General features: G+C 69.7%; 17 protein-coding genes. 10 read left to right on the forward strand and 7 right to left on the reverse strand.

Going from position 1 to position 16,063, the window contains the following annotated elements; all coding sequences use genetic code 11:
• Positions 1 to 267: 267 nt before the first annotated feature.
• A complete protein-coding gene (locus tag ACFU95_RS33555) occupies positions 268 to 1,599 on the reverse strand; it encodes a serine protease (protein WP_383835516.1) in 1,332 nt (443 codons plus the stop codon).
• Positions 1,600 to 1,702: 103 nt separating this feature from the next.
• On the opposite strand from ACFU95_RS33555, the gene ACFU95_RS33560 reads away from it, so the two are divergent.
• Positions 1,703 to 2,107 carry a trypco2 family protein gene (locus ACFU95_RS33560; protein WP_383835519.1) on the forward strand — a complete coding sequence of 135 codons (405 nt, stop codon included), beginning with the start codon at positions 1,703 to 1,705 and terminating at the stop codon, positions 2,105 to 2,107.
• A 43-nt stretch (positions 2,108 to 2,150) separates the two neighbouring features.
• Here the strand turns inward: ACFU95_RS33560 and ACFU95_RS33565 are convergent, their stop codons facing one another.
• Positions 2,151 to 2,531 (reverse strand): DUF192 domain-containing protein, encoded by a 381-nt coding sequence (locus tag ACFU95_RS33565; RefSeq protein ID WP_383835522.1) that lies wholly within the window; start codon positions 2,529 to 2,531, stop codon positions 2,151 to 2,153.
• 73 nt (positions 2,532 to 2,604) lie between these two features.
• Here ACFU95_RS33565 and ACFU95_RS33570 point away from each other — a divergent pair, with 73 nt between their 5' ends.
• The 3 genes from ACFU95_RS33570 (at position 2,605) to ACFU95_RS33580 (ending at position 4,900) form a co-directional block, all read left to right on the forward strand.
• A complete protein-coding gene (locus ACFU95_RS33570) occupies positions 2,605 to 3,483 on the forward strand; it encodes an LLM class flavin-dependent oxidoreductase (RefSeq protein ID WP_383835525.1) in 879 nt (292 codons plus the stop codon).
• Positions 3,484 to 3,565: 82 nt separating this feature from the next.
• Complete coding sequence (locus ACFU95_RS33575; RefSeq protein WP_383835528.1) at positions 3,566 to 4,087, forward strand: GNAT family N-acetyltransferase; 522 nt, start codon at positions 3,566 to 3,568, stop codon at positions 4,085 to 4,087.
• A gap of 12 nt (positions 4,088 to 4,099) precedes the next feature.
• Positions 4,100 to 4,900, forward strand: a complete 801-nt coding sequence (locus tag ACFU95_RS33580) for a methyltransferase domain-containing protein (protein ID WP_383835530.1) — start codon at positions 4,100 to 4,102, stop codon at positions 4,898 to 4,900.
• 12 nt (positions 4,901 to 4,912) lie between these two features.
• Here the strand turns inward: ACFU95_RS33580 and ACFU95_RS33585 are convergent, their stop codons facing one another.
• Positions 4,913 to 6,085, reverse strand: coding sequence for a winged helix DNA-binding domain-containing protein (locus ACFU95_RS33585; protein ID WP_383835533.1), 1,173 nt, complete (start codon positions 6,083 to 6,085; stop codon positions 4,913 to 4,915).
• Between the two features lie 771 nt (positions 6,086 to 6,856).
• Here ACFU95_RS33585 and ACFU95_RS33590 point away from each other — a divergent pair.
• The 4 genes from ACFU95_RS33590 (at position 6,857) to ACFU95_RS33605 (ending at position 11,965) form a co-directional block, all read left to right on the forward strand.
• Entirely contained in the window at positions 6,857 to 7,630 is a 774-nt protein-coding gene (locus ACFU95_RS33590; RefSeq protein WP_383835536.1) for an isoprenyl transferase, read from the forward strand.
• Between the two features lie 326 nt (positions 7,631 to 7,956).
• Entirely contained in the window at positions 7,957 to 9,282 is a 1,326-nt protein-coding gene (locus ACFU95_RS33595; protein ID WP_383835540.1) for a PhoH family protein, read from the forward strand.
• Between the two features lie 420 nt (positions 9,283 to 9,702).
• Complete coding sequence (locus ACFU95_RS33600; protein WP_383835543.1) at positions 9,703 to 10,389, forward strand: transglycosylase SLT domain-containing protein; 687 nt, start codon at positions 9,703 to 9,705, stop codon at positions 10,387 to 10,389.
• A 169-nt stretch (positions 10,390 to 10,558) separates the two neighbouring features.
• Positions 10,559 to 11,965, forward strand: a complete 1,407-nt coding sequence (locus tag ACFU95_RS33605; protein WP_383835546.1) for an AI-2E family transporter — start codon at positions 10,559 to 10,561, stop codon at positions 11,963 to 11,965.
• Between the two features lie 24 nt (positions 11,966 to 11,989).
• On the opposite strand, the gene ACFU95_RS33610 is transcribed toward ACFU95_RS33605, so the two are convergent.
• From ACFU95_RS33610 to ACFU95_RS33625, 4 genes are read right to left on the reverse strand one after another with little or no spacing between them, the layout of a single operon-like run.
• Positions 11,990 to 12,529, reverse strand: a complete 540-nt coding sequence (locus ACFU95_RS33610; protein ID WP_383835549.1) for an alkyl hydroperoxide reductase — start codon at positions 12,527 to 12,529, stop codon at positions 11,990 to 11,992.
• 5 nt (positions 12,530 to 12,534) lie between these two features.
• Positions 12,535 to 13,026: a peroxiredoxin gene (locus tag ACFU95_RS33615; protein WP_383835576.1), complete on the reverse strand. Its 492-nt coding sequence runs from the start codon at positions 13,024 to 13,026 to the stop codon at positions 12,535 to 12,537.
• A gap of 57 nt (positions 13,027 to 13,083) precedes the next feature.
• The gene (locus ACFU95_RS33620) at positions 13,084 to 13,272 is read right to left on the reverse strand and encodes a DUF397 domain-containing protein (protein ID WP_383835552.1); all 189 of its coding nucleotides are present in this window, start codon (positions 13,270 to 13,272) and stop codon (positions 13,084 to 13,086) included.
• Positions 13,269 to 14,102, reverse strand: a complete 834-nt coding sequence (locus ACFU95_RS33625) for a Scr1 family TA system antitoxin-like transcriptional regulator (protein WP_383835555.1) — start codon at positions 14,100 to 14,102, stop codon at positions 13,269 to 13,271. Before ACFU95_RS33625 ends, ACFU95_RS33620 begins: the two co-directional genes overlap by 4 nt.
• A gap of 603 nt (positions 14,103 to 14,705) precedes the next feature.
• Here ACFU95_RS33625 and ACFU95_RS33630 point away from each other — a divergent pair.
• Entirely contained in the window at positions 14,706 to 14,987 is a 282-nt protein-coding gene (locus tag ACFU95_RS33630) for a hypothetical protein (protein ID WP_383835557.1), read from the forward strand.
• A complete protein-coding gene (locus tag ACFU95_RS33635) occupies positions 14,987 to 15,400 on the forward strand; it encodes a hypothetical protein (protein WP_383835560.1) in 414 nt (137 codons plus the stop codon). The genes ACFU95_RS33630 and ACFU95_RS33635 overlap by 1 nt, the downstream gene beginning before the upstream one ends.
• The last annotated feature ends 663 nt before the right edge of the window (positions 15,401 to 16,063 follow it).

Below are 16,063 nucleotides of genomic sequence, written 5' to 3' on the forward strand. Positions count from 1 at the left end.
GCGGATCTGCCGGGCCGATCCGTCGGCATGCCTGTCCGGCCGATCTGCCGCCAGGTCCGCCGGGCTGGTCCCCGCTGGACCGGTCCGCCGGACAGATCCGCCCGGCCGATCCGCCGCAGGACTGCCCGACCGATCCGCCGGGCCGCCCGCCGGGCCGCCCGCTGGGCCGCCCGCTGGGCCGCCTGCTGAGCCGCCCGCTGGGCCGATCTGTGGGGATCGGTTGGCAGATCCGTCGGACAGGCCGTGGCGTCGGGCGCGCGGGACGCTTCATGGCCGGCCTCCCTGGCGGCGCAGGTCGGTCCGCAGTGTGCCGATCAGTTCGCGCAGGGCGGTGAGTTGCTGCTGCGGATCCGTCAGTTCGTCGATCAGGCGGCGTTCGGCCTGGCGCAGGTCGGCCGTCTCGGTCGCGGAGACGAGCGAATTCTCGTCGACGACGCCGAGCTGGACCGTGCGGCTGAACTCCGCACGCCGGGCCCTCGCGAGCAGCGCGTCCGCGTGGCCGAGGAGCGCCGGCCGCAGGAGTTCCTCGTAGGCAGCGGTCCAGCCGGTGCCGCCCGCGTGACGGAAGACGAGCAACAGCCGGCAGCCGCACTCCCGCAGCCGGGCGAGGAGTTCGATCAGGGGGCCGGGCTCGGCCTCCTCGTCGAGCCCCTCGACGAGGACCGTGGGGGGCGGCCGGCCGGCGGCGAGGACGGGTGCCCGCGCGGGGCGGCGCCTGGTTCCCAGCAGCCAGTCCCAGTACGCCAGGTACTGGCCGGGCGGGAAGGCGATGTGCTCCAGGGCGTGGTCGGCGAGGTCCGGTCTGCTGGAGCCGCCGCCGCGGTACACGAGCTGGGCGCGGTGCCGCAGATGGCTCAGCGAGCGGTCCTTGCCGCTGCCGGGAGCCACCACGGTGATCTTCACCGGCTCCTCGTCCGGGTCCTCGAACCACCGGGTCAGCCGCTCCTCGAAGCCGTGGTCCCAGGCGTAGGGGCTGCTCAACTCCTTGACCTGCGGCGAGAGTTCGGCGATACGGTCGACCGGGATCAGATACGAGAACGCGAGCCGGTTGTCCTCCGGGAGCAGCTCGCCCATGTCGCCGCGCCAGCTGACGACGAGGCCGACCACCCGCGCGGGCCGCCCTTCGCCCGGCCGCGTGCACACGGCGGCGCCACTGAAGCCCGCGCGCACCACGTCCGCCTTGGTGACGGCGTCGAGCTGTACCCGTTCGCCGCTGGCCCCGCTGACGCGACCCCACAGGGTCATGCCGTCGTCGAAGCCCTGCGCGTATCCGGTCGCCGACACCTCCATGCCGCCCCGCAGCCTCGGTTCCAGCGGCGCGGGTCGCGCCTGCGGGCGCGGGCTGTCCAGGCGCAGTACGGCGATGTCCTCACCGCCCTCGGCCTCCGGCAGCCACCCCCCGGGCAGGACCCGTGCGGCCACCGGTTCGAGGTCACGGTTCTCCGCGAACTCCAGCCACATCACGGCGTCCGGATGGCGCACCACGTGCGCACAGGTCAGCGCCGTGTTCTGGTCGACGAGCACGCCGGCGCCGGCGATGGGGCCGCGCGCGCCCCCGCGCCGCAACCTGAGCCTCCAGTCTGCGCGTAACTCCCCCATAACGCTTCACACTACGCGTGGAGCATGGTGCGTCCCTAGACTCATGACCAGGTTGGATCGGCCAATCAAGGCAAGCCGAGGGTGAGTTGGCGGGGTGGACGACATGGCGGACGGCTTGGGGGACGGCATGAGGGACCCGAAACCGGTCGGGCTCGCGGAGGCCATCGGCACGGTCCGTGCGGAGCTGGCACGGGCCCAGGCCGAGGGCGTGGCGAGCGACTGGCGGTTCAGCGTGGAGCAGGTCAGCCTGGAGTTCTCGGTCCAGTTCCACCGGGCCGGTGAGGGCGGGGCGGGACTGCGCCTCGGCGTGGTCGAGGCCCGGCTCGGCGGCTCGGTGAGCCGTGACGCCACCCACCGCATCCAGGTCGACCTCAAGCCCCTGCCGCGGCCCGACGGGGGTCACCACGAGGTGAGCCGGGAGGACGCCGGGCACCGTCACGAGCTGAGCCGGGACGCCGGGGGCCATGGGTCGCCGGGGGCCGACGGGGGCACCGTGTCCCGCGGTTGAGCGCGCGTCGGCCGACGGGGGAGCCCGTGGGTGCGGACGGGGCTCAGGAGAGGGGACGAGCGGCGCCGGTGACCGTCACCCGCGCTCCCGTCACCAGCCCCCACTCCGCCATCGCCCCGGCCTCCGCCTCCAGCACGTGCCGCGACCGCAGCCGGGGACGGCCCAGCCGCCCCGGCTTCATGGTGCGTACGGCGATGACGTTCAGCCCACGGTCGAGGTAGGCGACGTCGATGGCGATGCGCATGCGGAAGGTGTGCACGCCGCCGGCGGGCGTGAGCAGCATCGCCCCGTCGACGGAGTCACGCCGCAGGAGCCCCCGCGTGCGGGCACGGTACGACGAGGCGATCTCCAGGGGGACCGGGACGTCACCCCGCTCCCCGTGCACGACCAGCGCCCCGCGGCCGTCACGCCACTGCCGTCCCATCCGCAGTCACCTCCAGGACTCCGTTTCCGAACTCGGGTTGTCCGGCGAGTGCTACCCGGGTAGGAAAGATCGCATGACCGGACTCGGCGCAGTATTCCGTCCCCAGCTGGCCCCCGAACGACTCCGGTCCGTCGCCCGGCTCGCCGACAGCGCGGGTCTCGAAGAGCTCTGGCTCTGGGAGGACTGCTTCCGGGAGGGCGGGATCTCCGCCGCGGCGGCCGCCCTCGCCTGGACCGAGCGGATCAGGATCGGTGTGGGACTGCTGCCCGTGCCGTTGCGGAACGTCGCCGTCACCGCGATGGAGGCCGCGACCCTGCACCGGATGTTCCCGGGGCGGCCGATCCTCGCGGTCGGGCACGGCGTGCAGGACTGGATGGGGTCGGTCGGGGCGCGGGTCGAGTCGCCGGTGACCCTGTTGCGGGAGCACCTCGACGTGCTGCGGACCCTGCTGCGCGGGGAGCGGGTGACCGTCGAGGGGCGGTATGTGATGCTCGACGACGTCGCCCTGGACTGGCCGCCCGCCGAGCCGGTGCCCGTCATCGCCGGGGCCACCGGGCCCCGCTCGCTGCGACTCGCCGGGGAGGCGGCCGACGGGACGTTGCTCACCGCCTCGACCCCGCCCGACGGGGTACGGCGGGCACGGCAACTCATCGACGAGGGGCGGGAGTCGGCAGGACGTACCCAGGACGCGCCGCACCAGGTCGTCGTCTACCTCCTGACCGCCACCGGCGCCGACGGGCCTGCCCGTCTGCGGGCCGAGCTCGCGGAGGAGGGGCTGGAATCCGTGCCCGACCTCGGTGTCGCCGGTGACGCGCGCACCGTCGCGCGGGCCGTGCGGCGCCTCGCGGACGCGGGTGCGGACACCGTGGTCCTCCAGCCGACGGGGGACGAGCCCGATCCGGAGGGGTTCATCCGGTTCACGGCGGAGGAAGTGCGGCCGCTGGTGCCGTGAGCCGCAGGGTCCGCGGGCCGTACGGCCCCGCCCCGGCCGACGGGAAGCGGCGTTGTCAGTGGCTCCTGCCACACTCCTGGACATGACGGACGCGAGCGATGAGCAGGGCGACGACCACGCCGCCGTACGCCTGCGAGAGGTGCTGGACGCCGACCTCGAGGCGTTCCTCTCCTACGAGCACGATCCGGAGGCCGTCCGCCGGTCGAGATTCACGCCCCGGCCGCGCGACGCCTTCATGAAGCACTGGCGGACGGGCGTGCTCGGGGACGAGAGCTGCCTCGTGCGCACGGTCGTGGTCGGGGACGACGCGGCCGGCAGCGTCGTCTCCTGGTGGGACGGCGACCGCCGCTTCCTCGGCTACTGGCTCGGGCGGCCGTACTGGGGCCGGGGCATCGGCACCAGGGCCCTCGCCCTCTTCCTCGAACTCGACGGGACCCGCCCCCTGTACGCCGACCCCTTCCACGGCAACACCGCGTCCGTACGGGTCCTCGAACGGCACGGCTTCCAGCACGCCGGTACGGTCCGCCACGGCGACGACGAACACATGCTGCTCGTTCTCCCCGGCGCCGCGGAAAATCAGGGGCGCCCACCGACGGCCCCCTGAGACGATCACCGTATGAAGGAGTCGCAGCCCACCCGTACCTTCGAGGACCTGGTCGCGGAAGGCGCCGCCGTGCCCACCGAGGGCTGGGACTTCTCCTGGTTCGAGGGACGCGCCACCGAGGCCCGGCCGTCATGGGGATACGCCACCTCGCTCGCCGGGCGGCTGTCCCGCGTGAGCGCCGCCCTCGACATCCAGACCGGGGGAGGAGAGGTACTCGACTTCGCCCTGCGCCGCGCCGCTCCCGAGCAACCCGTCCTCGCCGTCGCCACCGAGGGCTGGCCGCCGAACGTCGCCAAGGCCACCGCCCTTCTGCGGCCGCACGGCGTCGCCGTCGTGGCCGCCCCCGAGGACGTCCCGCTGCCCTTCGCCGACGACACCTTCGACCTCGTCGTCAGCCGGCACCCGGTCAGCCCGCACTGGGACGAGATCGCCCGCGTCCTTTCGCCCGGCGGCGGCTACTTCGCCCAGCATGTCGGGCCCCGCAGCGCTTTCGAACTCGTCGAGTACTTCCTCGGGCCCCTCCCGGCGGAGCAGAGCGGCGCCCGCCACCCCGACCGCGAGCGCGCCGGCTCCGAGGCGGCCGGACTGGAGGTCGTCGACGTGCGGGCCGAGCGGCTGCGCATGGAGTTCCACGACATCGCCGCCGTGGTTCATTTTCTGCGGAAGGTCATCTGGATGGTTCCCGGCTTCACCGTCGAGGCGTACCGACCCCAGCTCCGCGCCCTGCACGAGCGGATCGAGACCGAGGGCCCCTTCGTCGCGTACAGCACCCGCCACCTCTTCGAGGCCCGCAAGCCCGACGCCGACGCCTGAGCCGCCTCCCCCCTACGCGTGCGGACCGACCGTCACCTTCCCGACCACCAACTCCGCCCGCGCCTCCAGCACCTCCCCGACCCGCTCCGCCTGCTCACCCAGCTCCCGCTCCTGCCGTGCCGTCAGTCCCCGCCCGATCAGCTCCACCGTCACCGTCGTACGACGTCCCTGGCGCCGCTGATGCCAGACCCCCGCCACCACTCCGTCCACCAACAGCACCGGAAAGTTCCCCGCCTGGCCGCCCGCCAGGCCCCGTCGGTACGCCTCCCCGGGGAAGAGGGACTCCCGGGGCTGCGCGGCGATGGCGTACGCGTCGAAGTACGGCAGCAGCCGCACGCCACGCACCTGCCCCTCCGGGAACCCGGCGTCACCCGCCACCACCCAGGCCGCCTCTCCCTCGAACGCGACCTCCTCGACCTCACCGGCCTCCGCCAGCTCCCTGAACAGGGAAACCGCCCACCCCGCGGGCGCCGCCAGCCACTTGGCGAAGTGCCGAGGCGCCGCCGGGCCGTACGCGCTCAGGTACCGCCGTACGAGTTCACGCAGGGCCGTCTGCCCCGACACCGCTCCCGGCTCGAACGCCGGCGGCCGCGTGTACGTCACCTTTCGCCCCCGGTTCGGGCCGAAGCACAGCGCGCCCGACTGGCCGGCCCGGTGCACTACCTGCCGCCAGCGCGGCCACAGGTCCTGGAAGGCGGGCATCACCCGGTCACCGGCCCATGGACCGGTGCGCGCCACGACCTCCTCGCCGAGCTCCTCCACGGTCAGGCACACTCCGTCGAGGGCGTCCCCGATCGCCGCCACGATCTGCTCCGCCTGTTCCTCCGTCACCCGGACATCCGGGGGGAACGCGCTCGGACCCGTCGGAATCGCGGTGAGCGCACCGCACCACAGGGGCAGTTCGGCGGCGGGGAGCAGATGCACGGTTCCGCGCGGGCCGAACGTCTTCACCAGGGAGTGGTCGTCCCAGAGCGCGGCCCGTACGTCCGCCCGGGTCAGCCCGGCGGCCCTCACCCCCACCGACACCTCGGCCGCGGACAGCACCTGCGCATGCGCGCCCAGCATCGCCCCGGCCACCTCGGCCACGGGTGTGCCGCGCTCGGCGGGACGGGCCAGGAACTGCCGCTCCATCCGCCGCGCACTCGCCTCGTCCCACGTGATCGTCCTGCTCGTGTGTGCGGTCATGGGACGACGGTAGGCCGCATACAGGTCAGGCACGGGCGCTGGACACCGCCTGGTGCAAACCGTGCATCCGCACGCGAAGGCCCCCAGGGCCCCTGCGCATCCAAGGAACCCTCACCTTTCCCACATTGTTATGGAGGCTGACTCGCTTTCCCTTTACCCCTCACGTAAGTTCGGACCAAGGTAATTCGCGTAAGCAAAGCTGCGCGGCGGCACCGCGCGGCGGAGGGGGCTGCGCGGTGCCGCGCCCCGACACATGCCCCAGCTGGACGCGCGTCGCATCGAAATCGCTTTCGCCCCGCGAGTCCCGAGCCCCGTCAAGTCGACGTTCGCGGTCGGGGTCACCCGGGGGAGGGAAGCGCGGACAAGTCGCCGAGCGGTGCTCAAGATGCGGCAAACCCACCGCATCCAGCCGCTTCCCGCCCGTTTCCCCTGGGAAAACGCCCCACTCCAGCCATGAATCAGCCACAAAGAGGCCCTCTCGCGGCTACCGGGCCGTCGCCGAGCGATTTCGGAGAGTAGTTGTGGCACGCCGATGCACGCAGCATCACTTACGAAGGGTTATGGTGGAAACCCCCCCTCGGGCCGGTCCGTCTCCCCCCCCACGGACCGGCCCGTTTTTTGTCCCCGGACCAGGGGGCGTCGACGCCCACCGGACACCTCCCTCGCCCAAGGCGCCGACAACCCGCCCGCACCTCCGAAGACGCGCCGACCGCAAACCCCGGTACGCTCCATGCGCGGGGACCGCATTCGTACGGAGGGGCTGACAATCACGTGAACCTGCGCGACAAGCTGCGGGGCCTGCTGGTCAGGCTGTACGCACGCCGGGTGGAAGGTCACCTGGACCACGCTCAGGTGCCCAAGCACATCGGCGTGATCATGGACGGCAACCGGCGCTGGGCGAAGGCCTCCGGCTCCACCACCGTCCACGGTCACCGCGCCGGTGCGGAGAAGATCGAGGAGTTCCTCGGCTGGTGCTCCGAGACGGACGTCGAGGTCGTCACCCTCTGGCTGCTGTCGACGGACAACTTCGACCGGCCGCAGGACGAGCTCGGCCCGCTCCTCGGGATCATCGAGGACGTCGTCCGCACCCTCGCCGCCGACGGCCGCTGGCGCGTGCACCACGTCGGCACGCCGGATCTGTTGCCGTCCGGAATGCAGACCACCCTCAAGGAAGCCGAGGAAACCACCGCGCACGTCGACGGGATACTGGTCAACGTCGCCATCGGCTACGGCGGCCGCCAGGAGATCGCCGACGCCGTGCGCTCGATGATCGTCGACGCCCACGACAAGGGCACCTCGATGGAAGACCTCGCCGAGTCCGTCAGCGTCGACCTGATCGGCAGCCACCTCTACACCGGCGACCAGCCCGACCCCGACCTCGTCATCCGGACCAGCGGCGAGCAGCGGTTGTCCGGATTCATGCTGTGGCAGACGGCCCATTCGGAGTACTACTTCTGCGAGGTCTTCTGGCCGGCCTTCCGCAAGGTGGACTTCCTGCGCGCCCTGCGTGACTACGCGGCGCGCCACCGGCGTTACGGCGGCTGAAACACCGCTTGCCCAGCTCGGGCGTGAGTACCGCATTTGGGGCGGAAGTAACGAGGAGTTCACCAGGGCGCCGTCATATGCGTAAGCATGGCGGCGCATGTTCGAGGGCATAAGCCAAGCAGGTCGACACCCGAACCACGGGTGTCGTATCTCAGCGGACGGCACGGGGCCGTCCGCCCGGGAGGCCCTTTGCACCAGCCCCACCGTGCGGTCACGGCACGGAAGAAGACGCGGGGGGCCGGTTTTCGGCCCGTGCAGAGCGGCCGACGACCGGTCCAGCTCCACTCCGTCGCTCCCCGACCTCATCCGAGGGGGTACGTCCTTCCGTGGTGACCAGCACAAAGCGCCGTATGCCTGACCGGCGCACCTACGTTCTCGACACCAGCGTCCTGCTGGCCGACCCGAACGCCCTGAACCGCTTCGACGAGCACGAGGTCGTGCTCCCCATCGTCGTGGTGACGGAACTGGAGGCCAAGCGGCACCATCCCGAACTCGGCTACTTCGCCCGGCAGGCACTGCGGCTGCTGGACGAGTTCCGGGTGAGGTTCGGCCGTCTCGACGCCCCCATCCCGATCGGGGACCTCGGCGGGACCGTCCGTGTCGAGCTCAACCACTCGGACCCCAGCGTGCTGCCGACCGGCTACCGCCTGGGGGACAACGACTCCCGCATCCTCGCGGTCGCTCGTAATCTCCAGGCCGAGGGATTCGACGTCACCGTCGTGTCGAAGGACCTCCCGCTCAGGATCAAGGCCTCGTCCGTCGGGCTCCTCGCCGAGGAGTACCGCGCCGAGCTCGCCATCACGGACTCGTCCGGCTGGACCGGAATGTCCGAACTGACCCTGCCGGGCGAACAGGTGGACATCCTCTTCGAGGAAGGTCACATCTATGTCCCCGAAGCCTCCGACATTCCCGTGCACACCGGACTGACGATCCACTCCGAGCGCGGCAAGGCGCTGGGCCGGATCACGCCCGAGGGCAACGTCCGTCTGGTGCGCGGCGATCGGGAGGCGTTCGGCATCAAGGGGCGCAGCGCCGAGCAGCGGATCGCGCTCGACCTGCTGCTGGACCCGGACGTCGGGATCGTGTCCATGGGCGGCCGGGCCGGCACGGGCAAGTCGGCACTCGCGCTGTGCGCCGGCCTGGAGGCGGTGCTCGAACGCCGTCAGCACCAGAAGGTGATGGTCTTCCGGCCGCTGTACGCGGTGGGCGGGCAGGAACTCGGCTATCTGCCCGGCTCCGAGGCCGAGAAGATGAGCCCCTGGGCGCAGGCGGTCTTCGACACGCTGTCCGCGGTCACCAGCCGCGAGGTCATCGAAGAGGTCACCGCGCGGGGAATGCTGGAGGTGCTGCCACTCACCCACATCCGCGGGCGCTCGCTCCATGACGCGTTTGTGATCGTGGACGAGGCACAGTCACTGGAAAGGAATGTCCTGCTGACTGTTCTGTCCCGAATTGGTGCTAACTCGCGGGTCGTTCTGACCCATGACGTGGCCCAGCGGGACAACCTCAGGGTCGGGCGCTACGACGGTGTCGTCGCCGTCGTGGAGAAGCTGAAGGGACATCCCCTCTTCGCCCACGTCACGCTGACGCGGTCCGAGAGGTCCCAGATCGCCGCCCTTGTGACCGAAATGCTGGAGGACGGGCAGATCTGACCCAAGTGCTCAACTTGCGGTAGCTACTCGTTGGTTGGCGCCGTTCGGAAAAGGCAGTGAGCCTATCCGGGCGGCGCCTCGGCGTGTGCGGCTTTCCGTAAAACCCCTGGGACAAACGAGGTGTGAGCTTTCACACGCAACACGGAATTGCCTTGCGGCGTCGGGGTACGGCAGAGTCTCACTCCTGTCAGGCCCCGCATACGACACACCTGTACCCCCAGCGGTACGGCACCACAGCAGCATCACAGCCAACTCCATAGCGTCGTCGTATGCCGCCCGAGTTCACCACGCGGCGCTCTCCTCGAGGGAGTTGCCCACCGGGTCCGCGCCTCCCGTGACCCCGCAGTTGGGAGGCCAGCGCCAGGGGCACGATTGCGTCCGCCAGGGTCACCGAAGCGGACGATGCTGGAAGGAAACCGTGTGAGTCCGATTTCGGTCAGGGGATTCGCAGTGGCCTCTGCCACCGCGGTCACCGCTGTCGGAAGCGTCGTCGGCGTTGCCTCGGGCAGCACCGCGCAGAACAACGACGCCGAAGCGACGGCTGCCGATTCGACGCTTCTCGCGGACATACCCGCGGGCCAGCAGGCCCAGGTGCAGACCGAGTCCCTGACGGCGCAGGCCAGCGTCCAGGCCATCGCCGCGGACGCGACCGCCAAGAAGGACGCGGAGGAGTCGGCCCGCAAGGCAGCCGCTCAGTCCGCGATCGAGAAGAAGGAACAGGCCGAGAAGGCCGCGCAGGAAGCCAAGGAGCGCGAAGAGGCCGAGGCGAAGGCCTCCCGGTCCTCCGCCGGCGACTTCCCCATTCAGAGCTCGTACAGCATCTCGCAGATCCAGTCGATGGCGCGATCGATCGTGCCGAGCGACCAGTTCCAGTGCTTCAGCAACATCGTGGACCACGAGTCCGACTGGAACTACCAGGCGGTGAACCCCTCGTCGGGCGCCTACGGACTTTTCCAGGCCCTGCCCGGTTCGAAGATGTCGTCCGTCGGCTCGGACTGGCAGACGAACCCGGCCACCCAGATCAAGTGGGGCCTGAACTACATGAACGACCGCTACGACAGCCCGTGCGGTGCCTGGTCCTTCTGGCAGGCCAACCACTGGTACTAGGCCCTCGCCGCGGTTCCCCGCGCCCCTTCGGGGCGCGCTTCTCAACCCTGCGTCGCCCCTCACCGTCCATTGGTGAGGGGCTGTCGCGCTTGTGAGCCCCCGGACATGTACGGTCGGACGGACGACTCCGGGGGGAGTGGTGAGGAGAGACGGGGGAAGAGGACGGATCATGTCGCGAGTGCCAGGGTGGCTCGGTCGGCTCGGGGCCGGACTGACCGAGATGAGTGAGCGGTTGAACGAGCGCCGGGCCGCGGTCGAACGGGAGGCCGACGAGCTCCAGCCGGCGCGACGGCCCGCCGCCGACGCCGTGACCGAGTCCGCCGCCGTCGCGCCCGCGCCGGCCGCCGACCACGTCCCAAGGCCCCCCGACTACGCGCCCATGGCTCCGCCACCCCGGCCCGACCCCGCGCAGGTCGTGCCGTGGGGTGTCCGGGTCGCGGCCGAGGCCGGCTGGCGGCTGCTGGTGCTGGCCGGCACGGTCTGGGTGCTGATGCGGGTCATCAGCGCCGTTCAACTCGTCGTGTTCGCCTTCGTCATCGCGCTGCTGCTCACCGCGCTGATGCAGCCCTCGGTGGCCTGGCTGACGCGGCGTGGGGTGCCGCACGGGCTCGCCACCGCCCTGACCGCGATCCTCGGGTTCGTCATCATCGGGCTGATGGGCTGGTTCGTGACCTGGCAGGTCATGGAGAACATCGACAACCTCTCCGACCAGGTCCAGGACGGCATCGACGAGCTGCGCAACTGGCTGCTCAACAGCCCCTTCCACGTCACCGACAAACAGATCAACGAGATCGCCGAGAACCTCCGGGAGGCGATCGGCGCCAACACCGACGAGATCACCTCGGCCGGGCTGGAAGGCGTCACGGTCGTCGTCGAGGCACTCACCGGCATCCTGCTGGCCGCCTTCTCGACGCTCTTCCTGCTCTACGACGGCAAGCGCATCTGGGAGTGGACGCTGAAGCTGGTGCCCGCCGCGGCCCGGCCGGGCGTCGCCGGTGCCGGCCCGCGCGCTTGGGCGACGCTCACGGCGTATGTACGCGGCACGGTCCTGGTCGCCCTCATCGACGCCGTCTTCATCGGTATCGGCATCTATTTCCTCGACGTCCCGATGGCCGTCCCGCTGGCCGTCTTCATCTTCCTCTTCTCCTTCATCCCGCTCGTCGGCGCGGTGGCGTCCGGGGCCCTTGCCGTGGTCGTGGCGCTGGTGACACAGGGCATCTTCACCGCGGTCATGACCCTCGTGGTGGTGCTGGCGGTCCAGCAGATCGAGGGCCACATCCTCCAGCCGTTCATCCTCGGACGCGCGGTCCGTGTGCACCCCCTGGCGGTGGTGCTGTCGGTCGCGGCCGGGGGCATGGTCGCCGGGATCGGTGGCGCGGTGGTCGCCGTACCGCTGGTGGCGGTGACGAACACGATCGTGGGGTATCTGCGGGCGTACTCGCAGGAGGCGGTGCTGAGGCATCCAGCCCGTCCGGCGGTCGAGGACGGGGACGTTCAGGCCGAAGAGGGGGCTGAGGGCGCGGCCCCCAGGAGCGAGGGTGAGGGCACCGCGGCGGACCCCGCCCACGCGGGGTGAGCGGGGTCCGCGGAGCGACGGGGACTACTCGACGTCGGCCAGCACGGCCTCGGCTTCCAGGGTGGAGCCAACCGCCTGGATCACCGACGCGATCTTGAACGCTTCCTGAACCGTCTCGCGGTCCACGCCCGCCTTGCGCAGCACCTGCTCGTGCGAGTCGAGGCACAGACCGCAGCCGTTGATGGCGGACACGGCGAACGACCACAGCTCGAAGTCGACCTTGTCGACACCCGGGTTGCCGATGACGTTCATACGGAGCCCCGCGCGCAGGTTGCCGTACTCGTGGTCGGACAGCAGATGCCGGGTCCGGTAGAAGACGTTGTTCATCGCCATCACGGCGGCCGCGGACTTCGCCGCCCTGTACGCCTCCGGCGAGAGGTTCGCCTTCGCCTCCGGCGCCAGCTCGCGCAGCACGATCGGGGAACGCGCGGCGATCGCCGTGGCGAGCACCGTGCCCCACAGCTGCTGCGCCGGGAGGTCCGAATTGCCGATGACCGAGCCCAGGTTGAGCTTCAGGTCCTTGGCGTAGTCCGGAATGCGGGACTTGAGGGAGTCGAGGGACATGTCACTCACTCTCCGGCAAGCAGCTTGACCGGGTCCAGGGTGTCCTCGCCCTTGCTCCAGTTGCACGGGCAGAGCTCGTCCGTCTGGAGGGCGTCCAGGACCCGCAGGACCTCCTTGGGGTTACGGCCGACGGAGCCGGCGGTCACCATGGAGAACTGGATCTCGTTGTTCTGGTCGACGATGAAGACGGCGCGCTTGGCGAAGCCGTCCTCGCCCTCGATGCCGAGGTCGCGCATCAGCTCGTGCTTGGAGTCGGCCATCATCGGGAACGGCAGGTCGCGCAGGTCGTCGTGGTCCTTGCGCCAGGCGTGGTGGACGAACTCCGAGTCACCGGAGAAGCCGAGGACCTGGGCGTCGCGGTCGGCGAACTCCTCGTTCAGCTTGCCGAAGGCCGCGATCTCGGTCGGGCAGACGAAAGTGAAATCCTTCGGCCAGGCGAAGACCACTGAACAACCTTTCTTTTCTCGACTGACCTTAGACCACTCGGCGCCAGACAGAGAAGGGCCCTCTCCCAAGGCACATCGTGGTGGGAGGGGCCCTTGTCGTGCAGGGGGTTAGAGCGAGTCGACGAACGCAGCCCAAGCCGAGCGGCTCACGGTCAGGGCGGCGCCCTCCTTGTTCTTCGAGTCACGGACGGGCACGACGGGCAGACCGTCAACAACCTCGACGCACGCTCCGCCGTTGTCGCCGCTGTAGCTGCTCTTGCGCCATGCCGCCTCGGGCAGACTGTTTGCGCGGATCACGTTGTTTCCTTCACGACGTCGGCGATCAGATCGATCGACGCTTGCACGGACAGGGCATCGCCCATGAGCAGATCATAGGCCCGGTCCGCCGCTTTGAAATCTGCCGGATCCGCCAAAAGCTGACCCCTCAAGAAGCCGTCGACATGGACGATTGGGAGCGCCGGGGCGCCCTTGACGCCTTCTTTGAAGGTGAGGGTATGGAAGGCTCCGTTGATACCGGCGTGGGCGCCGACGCTGGAAGGAACGACCTGAATCACAATGGACGGCCGTTCGGACATGTCCAGCAGATGGTTCAGCTGCTCGCGCATCACCCTGGCGTCACCCACCCTCAGCCGCAACGCGTTTTCATGTACGACGGCCCACAGCTCAGGCGGGTCGCCGCGTTCGAGGATGGTCTGTCGCTCCATGCGAGCATCAAGCAGCGTGTCAACGTCGTTGTTACGGCGGACCGTCAGAGTCGCTCTGGCGTAGTCCCTGGTCTGTAGCAGTCCGGGGACGAGGGTGTGCTCGAACGTACGGATGACCGCTGCCTGTTTCTCCAGCTCGACGAACGGTCGGAACCAGCTCGGGTACGCGTAGAGGATGACGAGCGGCCACAGCCGACTCAAGTGTCCCTCAGCGTCAAGGAATTCGTCGGCGTACTTGGCGAAGTCCTTCGACGGCACCCTGACCGCGTTCTCGATCTTGTTGACCAGGGTTCTCGTGCAGTGAGTTGCCTTGGCCAGCGCATCCTGAGACACCCCCTTCCTGCCCCGCAACCGCTGCACCTCGGACCCGAAGAACGTCAGCATCGAGTCCTTTTCCTTGAGGTCCTGTTCTTCGACCGTCATCCCCAAGCCTCCGTGTGACAGGGCGCGTTGTCACGGTGACCAGCGCATCTGTCACCGCGAAGCCTCTGTTGATCGTAGCGCCGCAGGGACACGCTGAACCTACTTAGTAGTGGAAGCGCTACGGAGAGGAGCGGTCGTGTCCGATCAAGAGACAGCTTCGGCCCCGGCTGGCGACGTGGCGGAGTTGGCTGCACTCATAGAAGCCGGGGGCTTCTGGCGACTCGCCCCGGAGTGGGTGCCTCGCAGCGGCTACGTGACGTCAACTCCCGCTTTATTAAGGGCAGTTGAGACAGGTCTTAAGGGGAGGTTGTAGGCGTGGCCACCAACTATGTGGGGGTTGACGACATGACACGTACAGCCAGATTTCCACGTTGCGCCAGTGGATGGGGGTGAGCACATGACCTTGCCCAGGACCTACCCGAGTCCGCCCGTTGAACTGCCGCTGAGGCTCGATGGTGACCCTGAGCCTGTGGTGGATTGCGATGTGTGCCAAGCGTTGGACAGTCAGCGTTCGGAAGCACGAGCGAAGTGTGACATGTCCAAGGTCTCGGATCTCAATATCGAGATCCGGAATCATCCGCACCGGGGCAGGGGGCGGTGCTCGTGATTCCGATGGAGGTCTACAAGAGCAGCAAGAGGGCTGCTGCTGATGCGCATGAGGTGTTGGTCCGGGCCTTGCTGGCGGTCGGGGTTCCGAGGCGGGATCTTCGCTGGCTGGCTCCGCGTGTGGCGCCGGACGGTCGTCCGATGGTGGCCATGGGGACGTGGAACGCCGATGTGGTGCAGAAGGTGGCGGCGCATCTGCTGGCGTCGCCTGCGCACGTCCGGACGACCCCGGACGGCGTTGTCGCGGCCGATCACGCCCGTGTGACGCGGGACGACTGATGCGTCAGTGCACCGCCACGGCCGAAGTGCCGATTGCCGAACTGACGATAGCCATTCTCGCCGGACAGGGCCTTGTCACCGGCCACCAACTTGAAGAAGCCCCCGGCGCTGTTCGGTGCGAACTCGGCCTGTGGCATGGAGACGAACATGCCGCCTTCGCGTGGGACTGGGAGCACAAGCCGGAAGAAGCATTGTGGGTGCGATGGGCACCGGACGGCGGAACCATGCGGTTCGAGTCGCTGACGCACTGCGAGATCGAGGGCGGAGCGGACGGCGACGCGTGCTGGCTCTACCTGGACCACCCCCGCGACCACTCATGGAACGTGAGTGACCCCGAGGTGGAAGCCTTCCGTCGCAGGGTCCTGGCGGAGAACGCTGGATTGCTGGCGTGGCTTACCAGGAAGCGGGAGTAGTCGCCGTGGCGCTCGTGGCCCCTGAGGAATGACCCCGGCTCGCTGAGCGATGGTGAAGCAGTACCCAGCGCGTCGGCTACCCCGTCTGTGCGTACGTCCCCCGTGACGCATGGGCGGGGCTCTGCTGTCTGCGGGCGTGGGCCGCTGTGATGGCGCGCGTGGGCACGCCGCCGGCCGTAGAGGCTTTGGGCGGGAGCTGCCATGGAGCGAGTGAACAGGGGGCCTTACGCTGCCCTGCGGATCGGGCAGTCTTTGGGACCTGCCCGCAATAGCCCGATCGGCCCCCTGTTCTTAGAGGCTCGCTCCATGGTGGCTGCCTAAAGCCTCGTAGGCCGTCGGCCCCAGCCCAAGAGGGTTGAACCCCGGGCAAGTTCGGCCGGTGGTCTCCGGCGGGGCTGGGTTGCCTGATGCCGGGCGGGGCTGGGTCTTGGAGCTGGCCGGTGAGACGTCCGAGTGCGGATCGGTAGCTGAGGTGCTGGAGGCCGTGAGCACGGGCCAGAGTCCACCGGCGAGGACAGACCAGGTGGGCTGTGGTGAATCGGCTCACTTTCTGGCGTCGCCTGCTCCGCGCGCCGGGGCGGCGGCGCCCCGGACCGGACCGGCCGAAGGCCGCATGCCGGGCCGGGGTGCGGCAAGCCGCATCCGGCGGCGCGCCGAAGGCGC

The sequence above is a fragment of the Streptomyces sp. NPDC057623 genome (assembly GCF_042800355.1).
Taxonomy (GTDB): domain Bacteria; phylum Actinomycetota; class Actinomycetes; order Streptomycetales; family Streptomycetaceae; genus Streptomyces.

Bases quoted from the DNA above. Each gene is read 5' to 3' on its own strand.
- ACFU95_RS33585 (WP_383835533.1), bottom strand. From the start codon at position 6,085: ATGACCGCACACACGAGCAGGACGATCACGTGGGACGAGGCGAGTGCG.
- ACFU95_RS33560 (WP_383835519.1), top strand. From the start codon at position 1,703: ATGGCGGACGGCTTGGGGGACGGCATGAGGGACCCGAAACCGGTCGGG.
- ACFU95_RS33625 (WP_383835555.1), bottom strand. From the start codon at position 14,102: ATGACGGTCGAAGAACAGGACCTCAAGGAAAAGGACTCGATGCTGACG.
- ACFU95_RS33555 (WP_383835516.1), bottom strand. From the start codon at position 1,599: ATGGGGGAGTTACGCGCAGACTGGAGGCTCAGGTTGCGGCGCGGGGGC.
- ACFU95_RS33570 (WP_383835525.1), top strand. From the start codon at position 2,605: ATGACCGGACTCGGCGCAGTATTCCGTCCCCAGCTGGCCCCCGAACGA.
- ACFU95_RS33580 (WP_383835530.1), top strand. From the start codon at position 4,100: ATGAAGGAGTCGCAGCCCACCCGTACCTTCGAGGACCTGGTCGCGGAA.
- ACFU95_RS33635 (WP_383835560.1), top strand. From the start codon at position 14,987: ATGCGTCAGTGCACCGCCACGGCCGAAGTGCCGATTGCCGAACTGACG.
- ACFU95_RS33605 (WP_383835546.1), top strand. From the start codon at position 10,559: ATGTCGCGAGTGCCAGGGTGGCTCGGTCGGCTCGGGGCCGGACTGACC.
- ACFU95_RS33575 (WP_383835528.1), top strand. From the start codon at position 3,566: ATGACGGACGCGAGCGATGAGCAGGGCGACGACCACGCCGCCGTACGC.
- ACFU95_RS33610 (WP_383835549.1), bottom strand. From the start codon at position 12,529: ATGTCCCTCGACTCCCTCAAGTCCCGCATTCCGGACTACGCCAAGGAC.
- ACFU95_RS33565 (WP_383835522.1), bottom strand. From the start codon at position 2,531: ATGGGACGGCAGTGGCGTGACGGCCGCGGGGCGCTGGTCGTGCACGGG.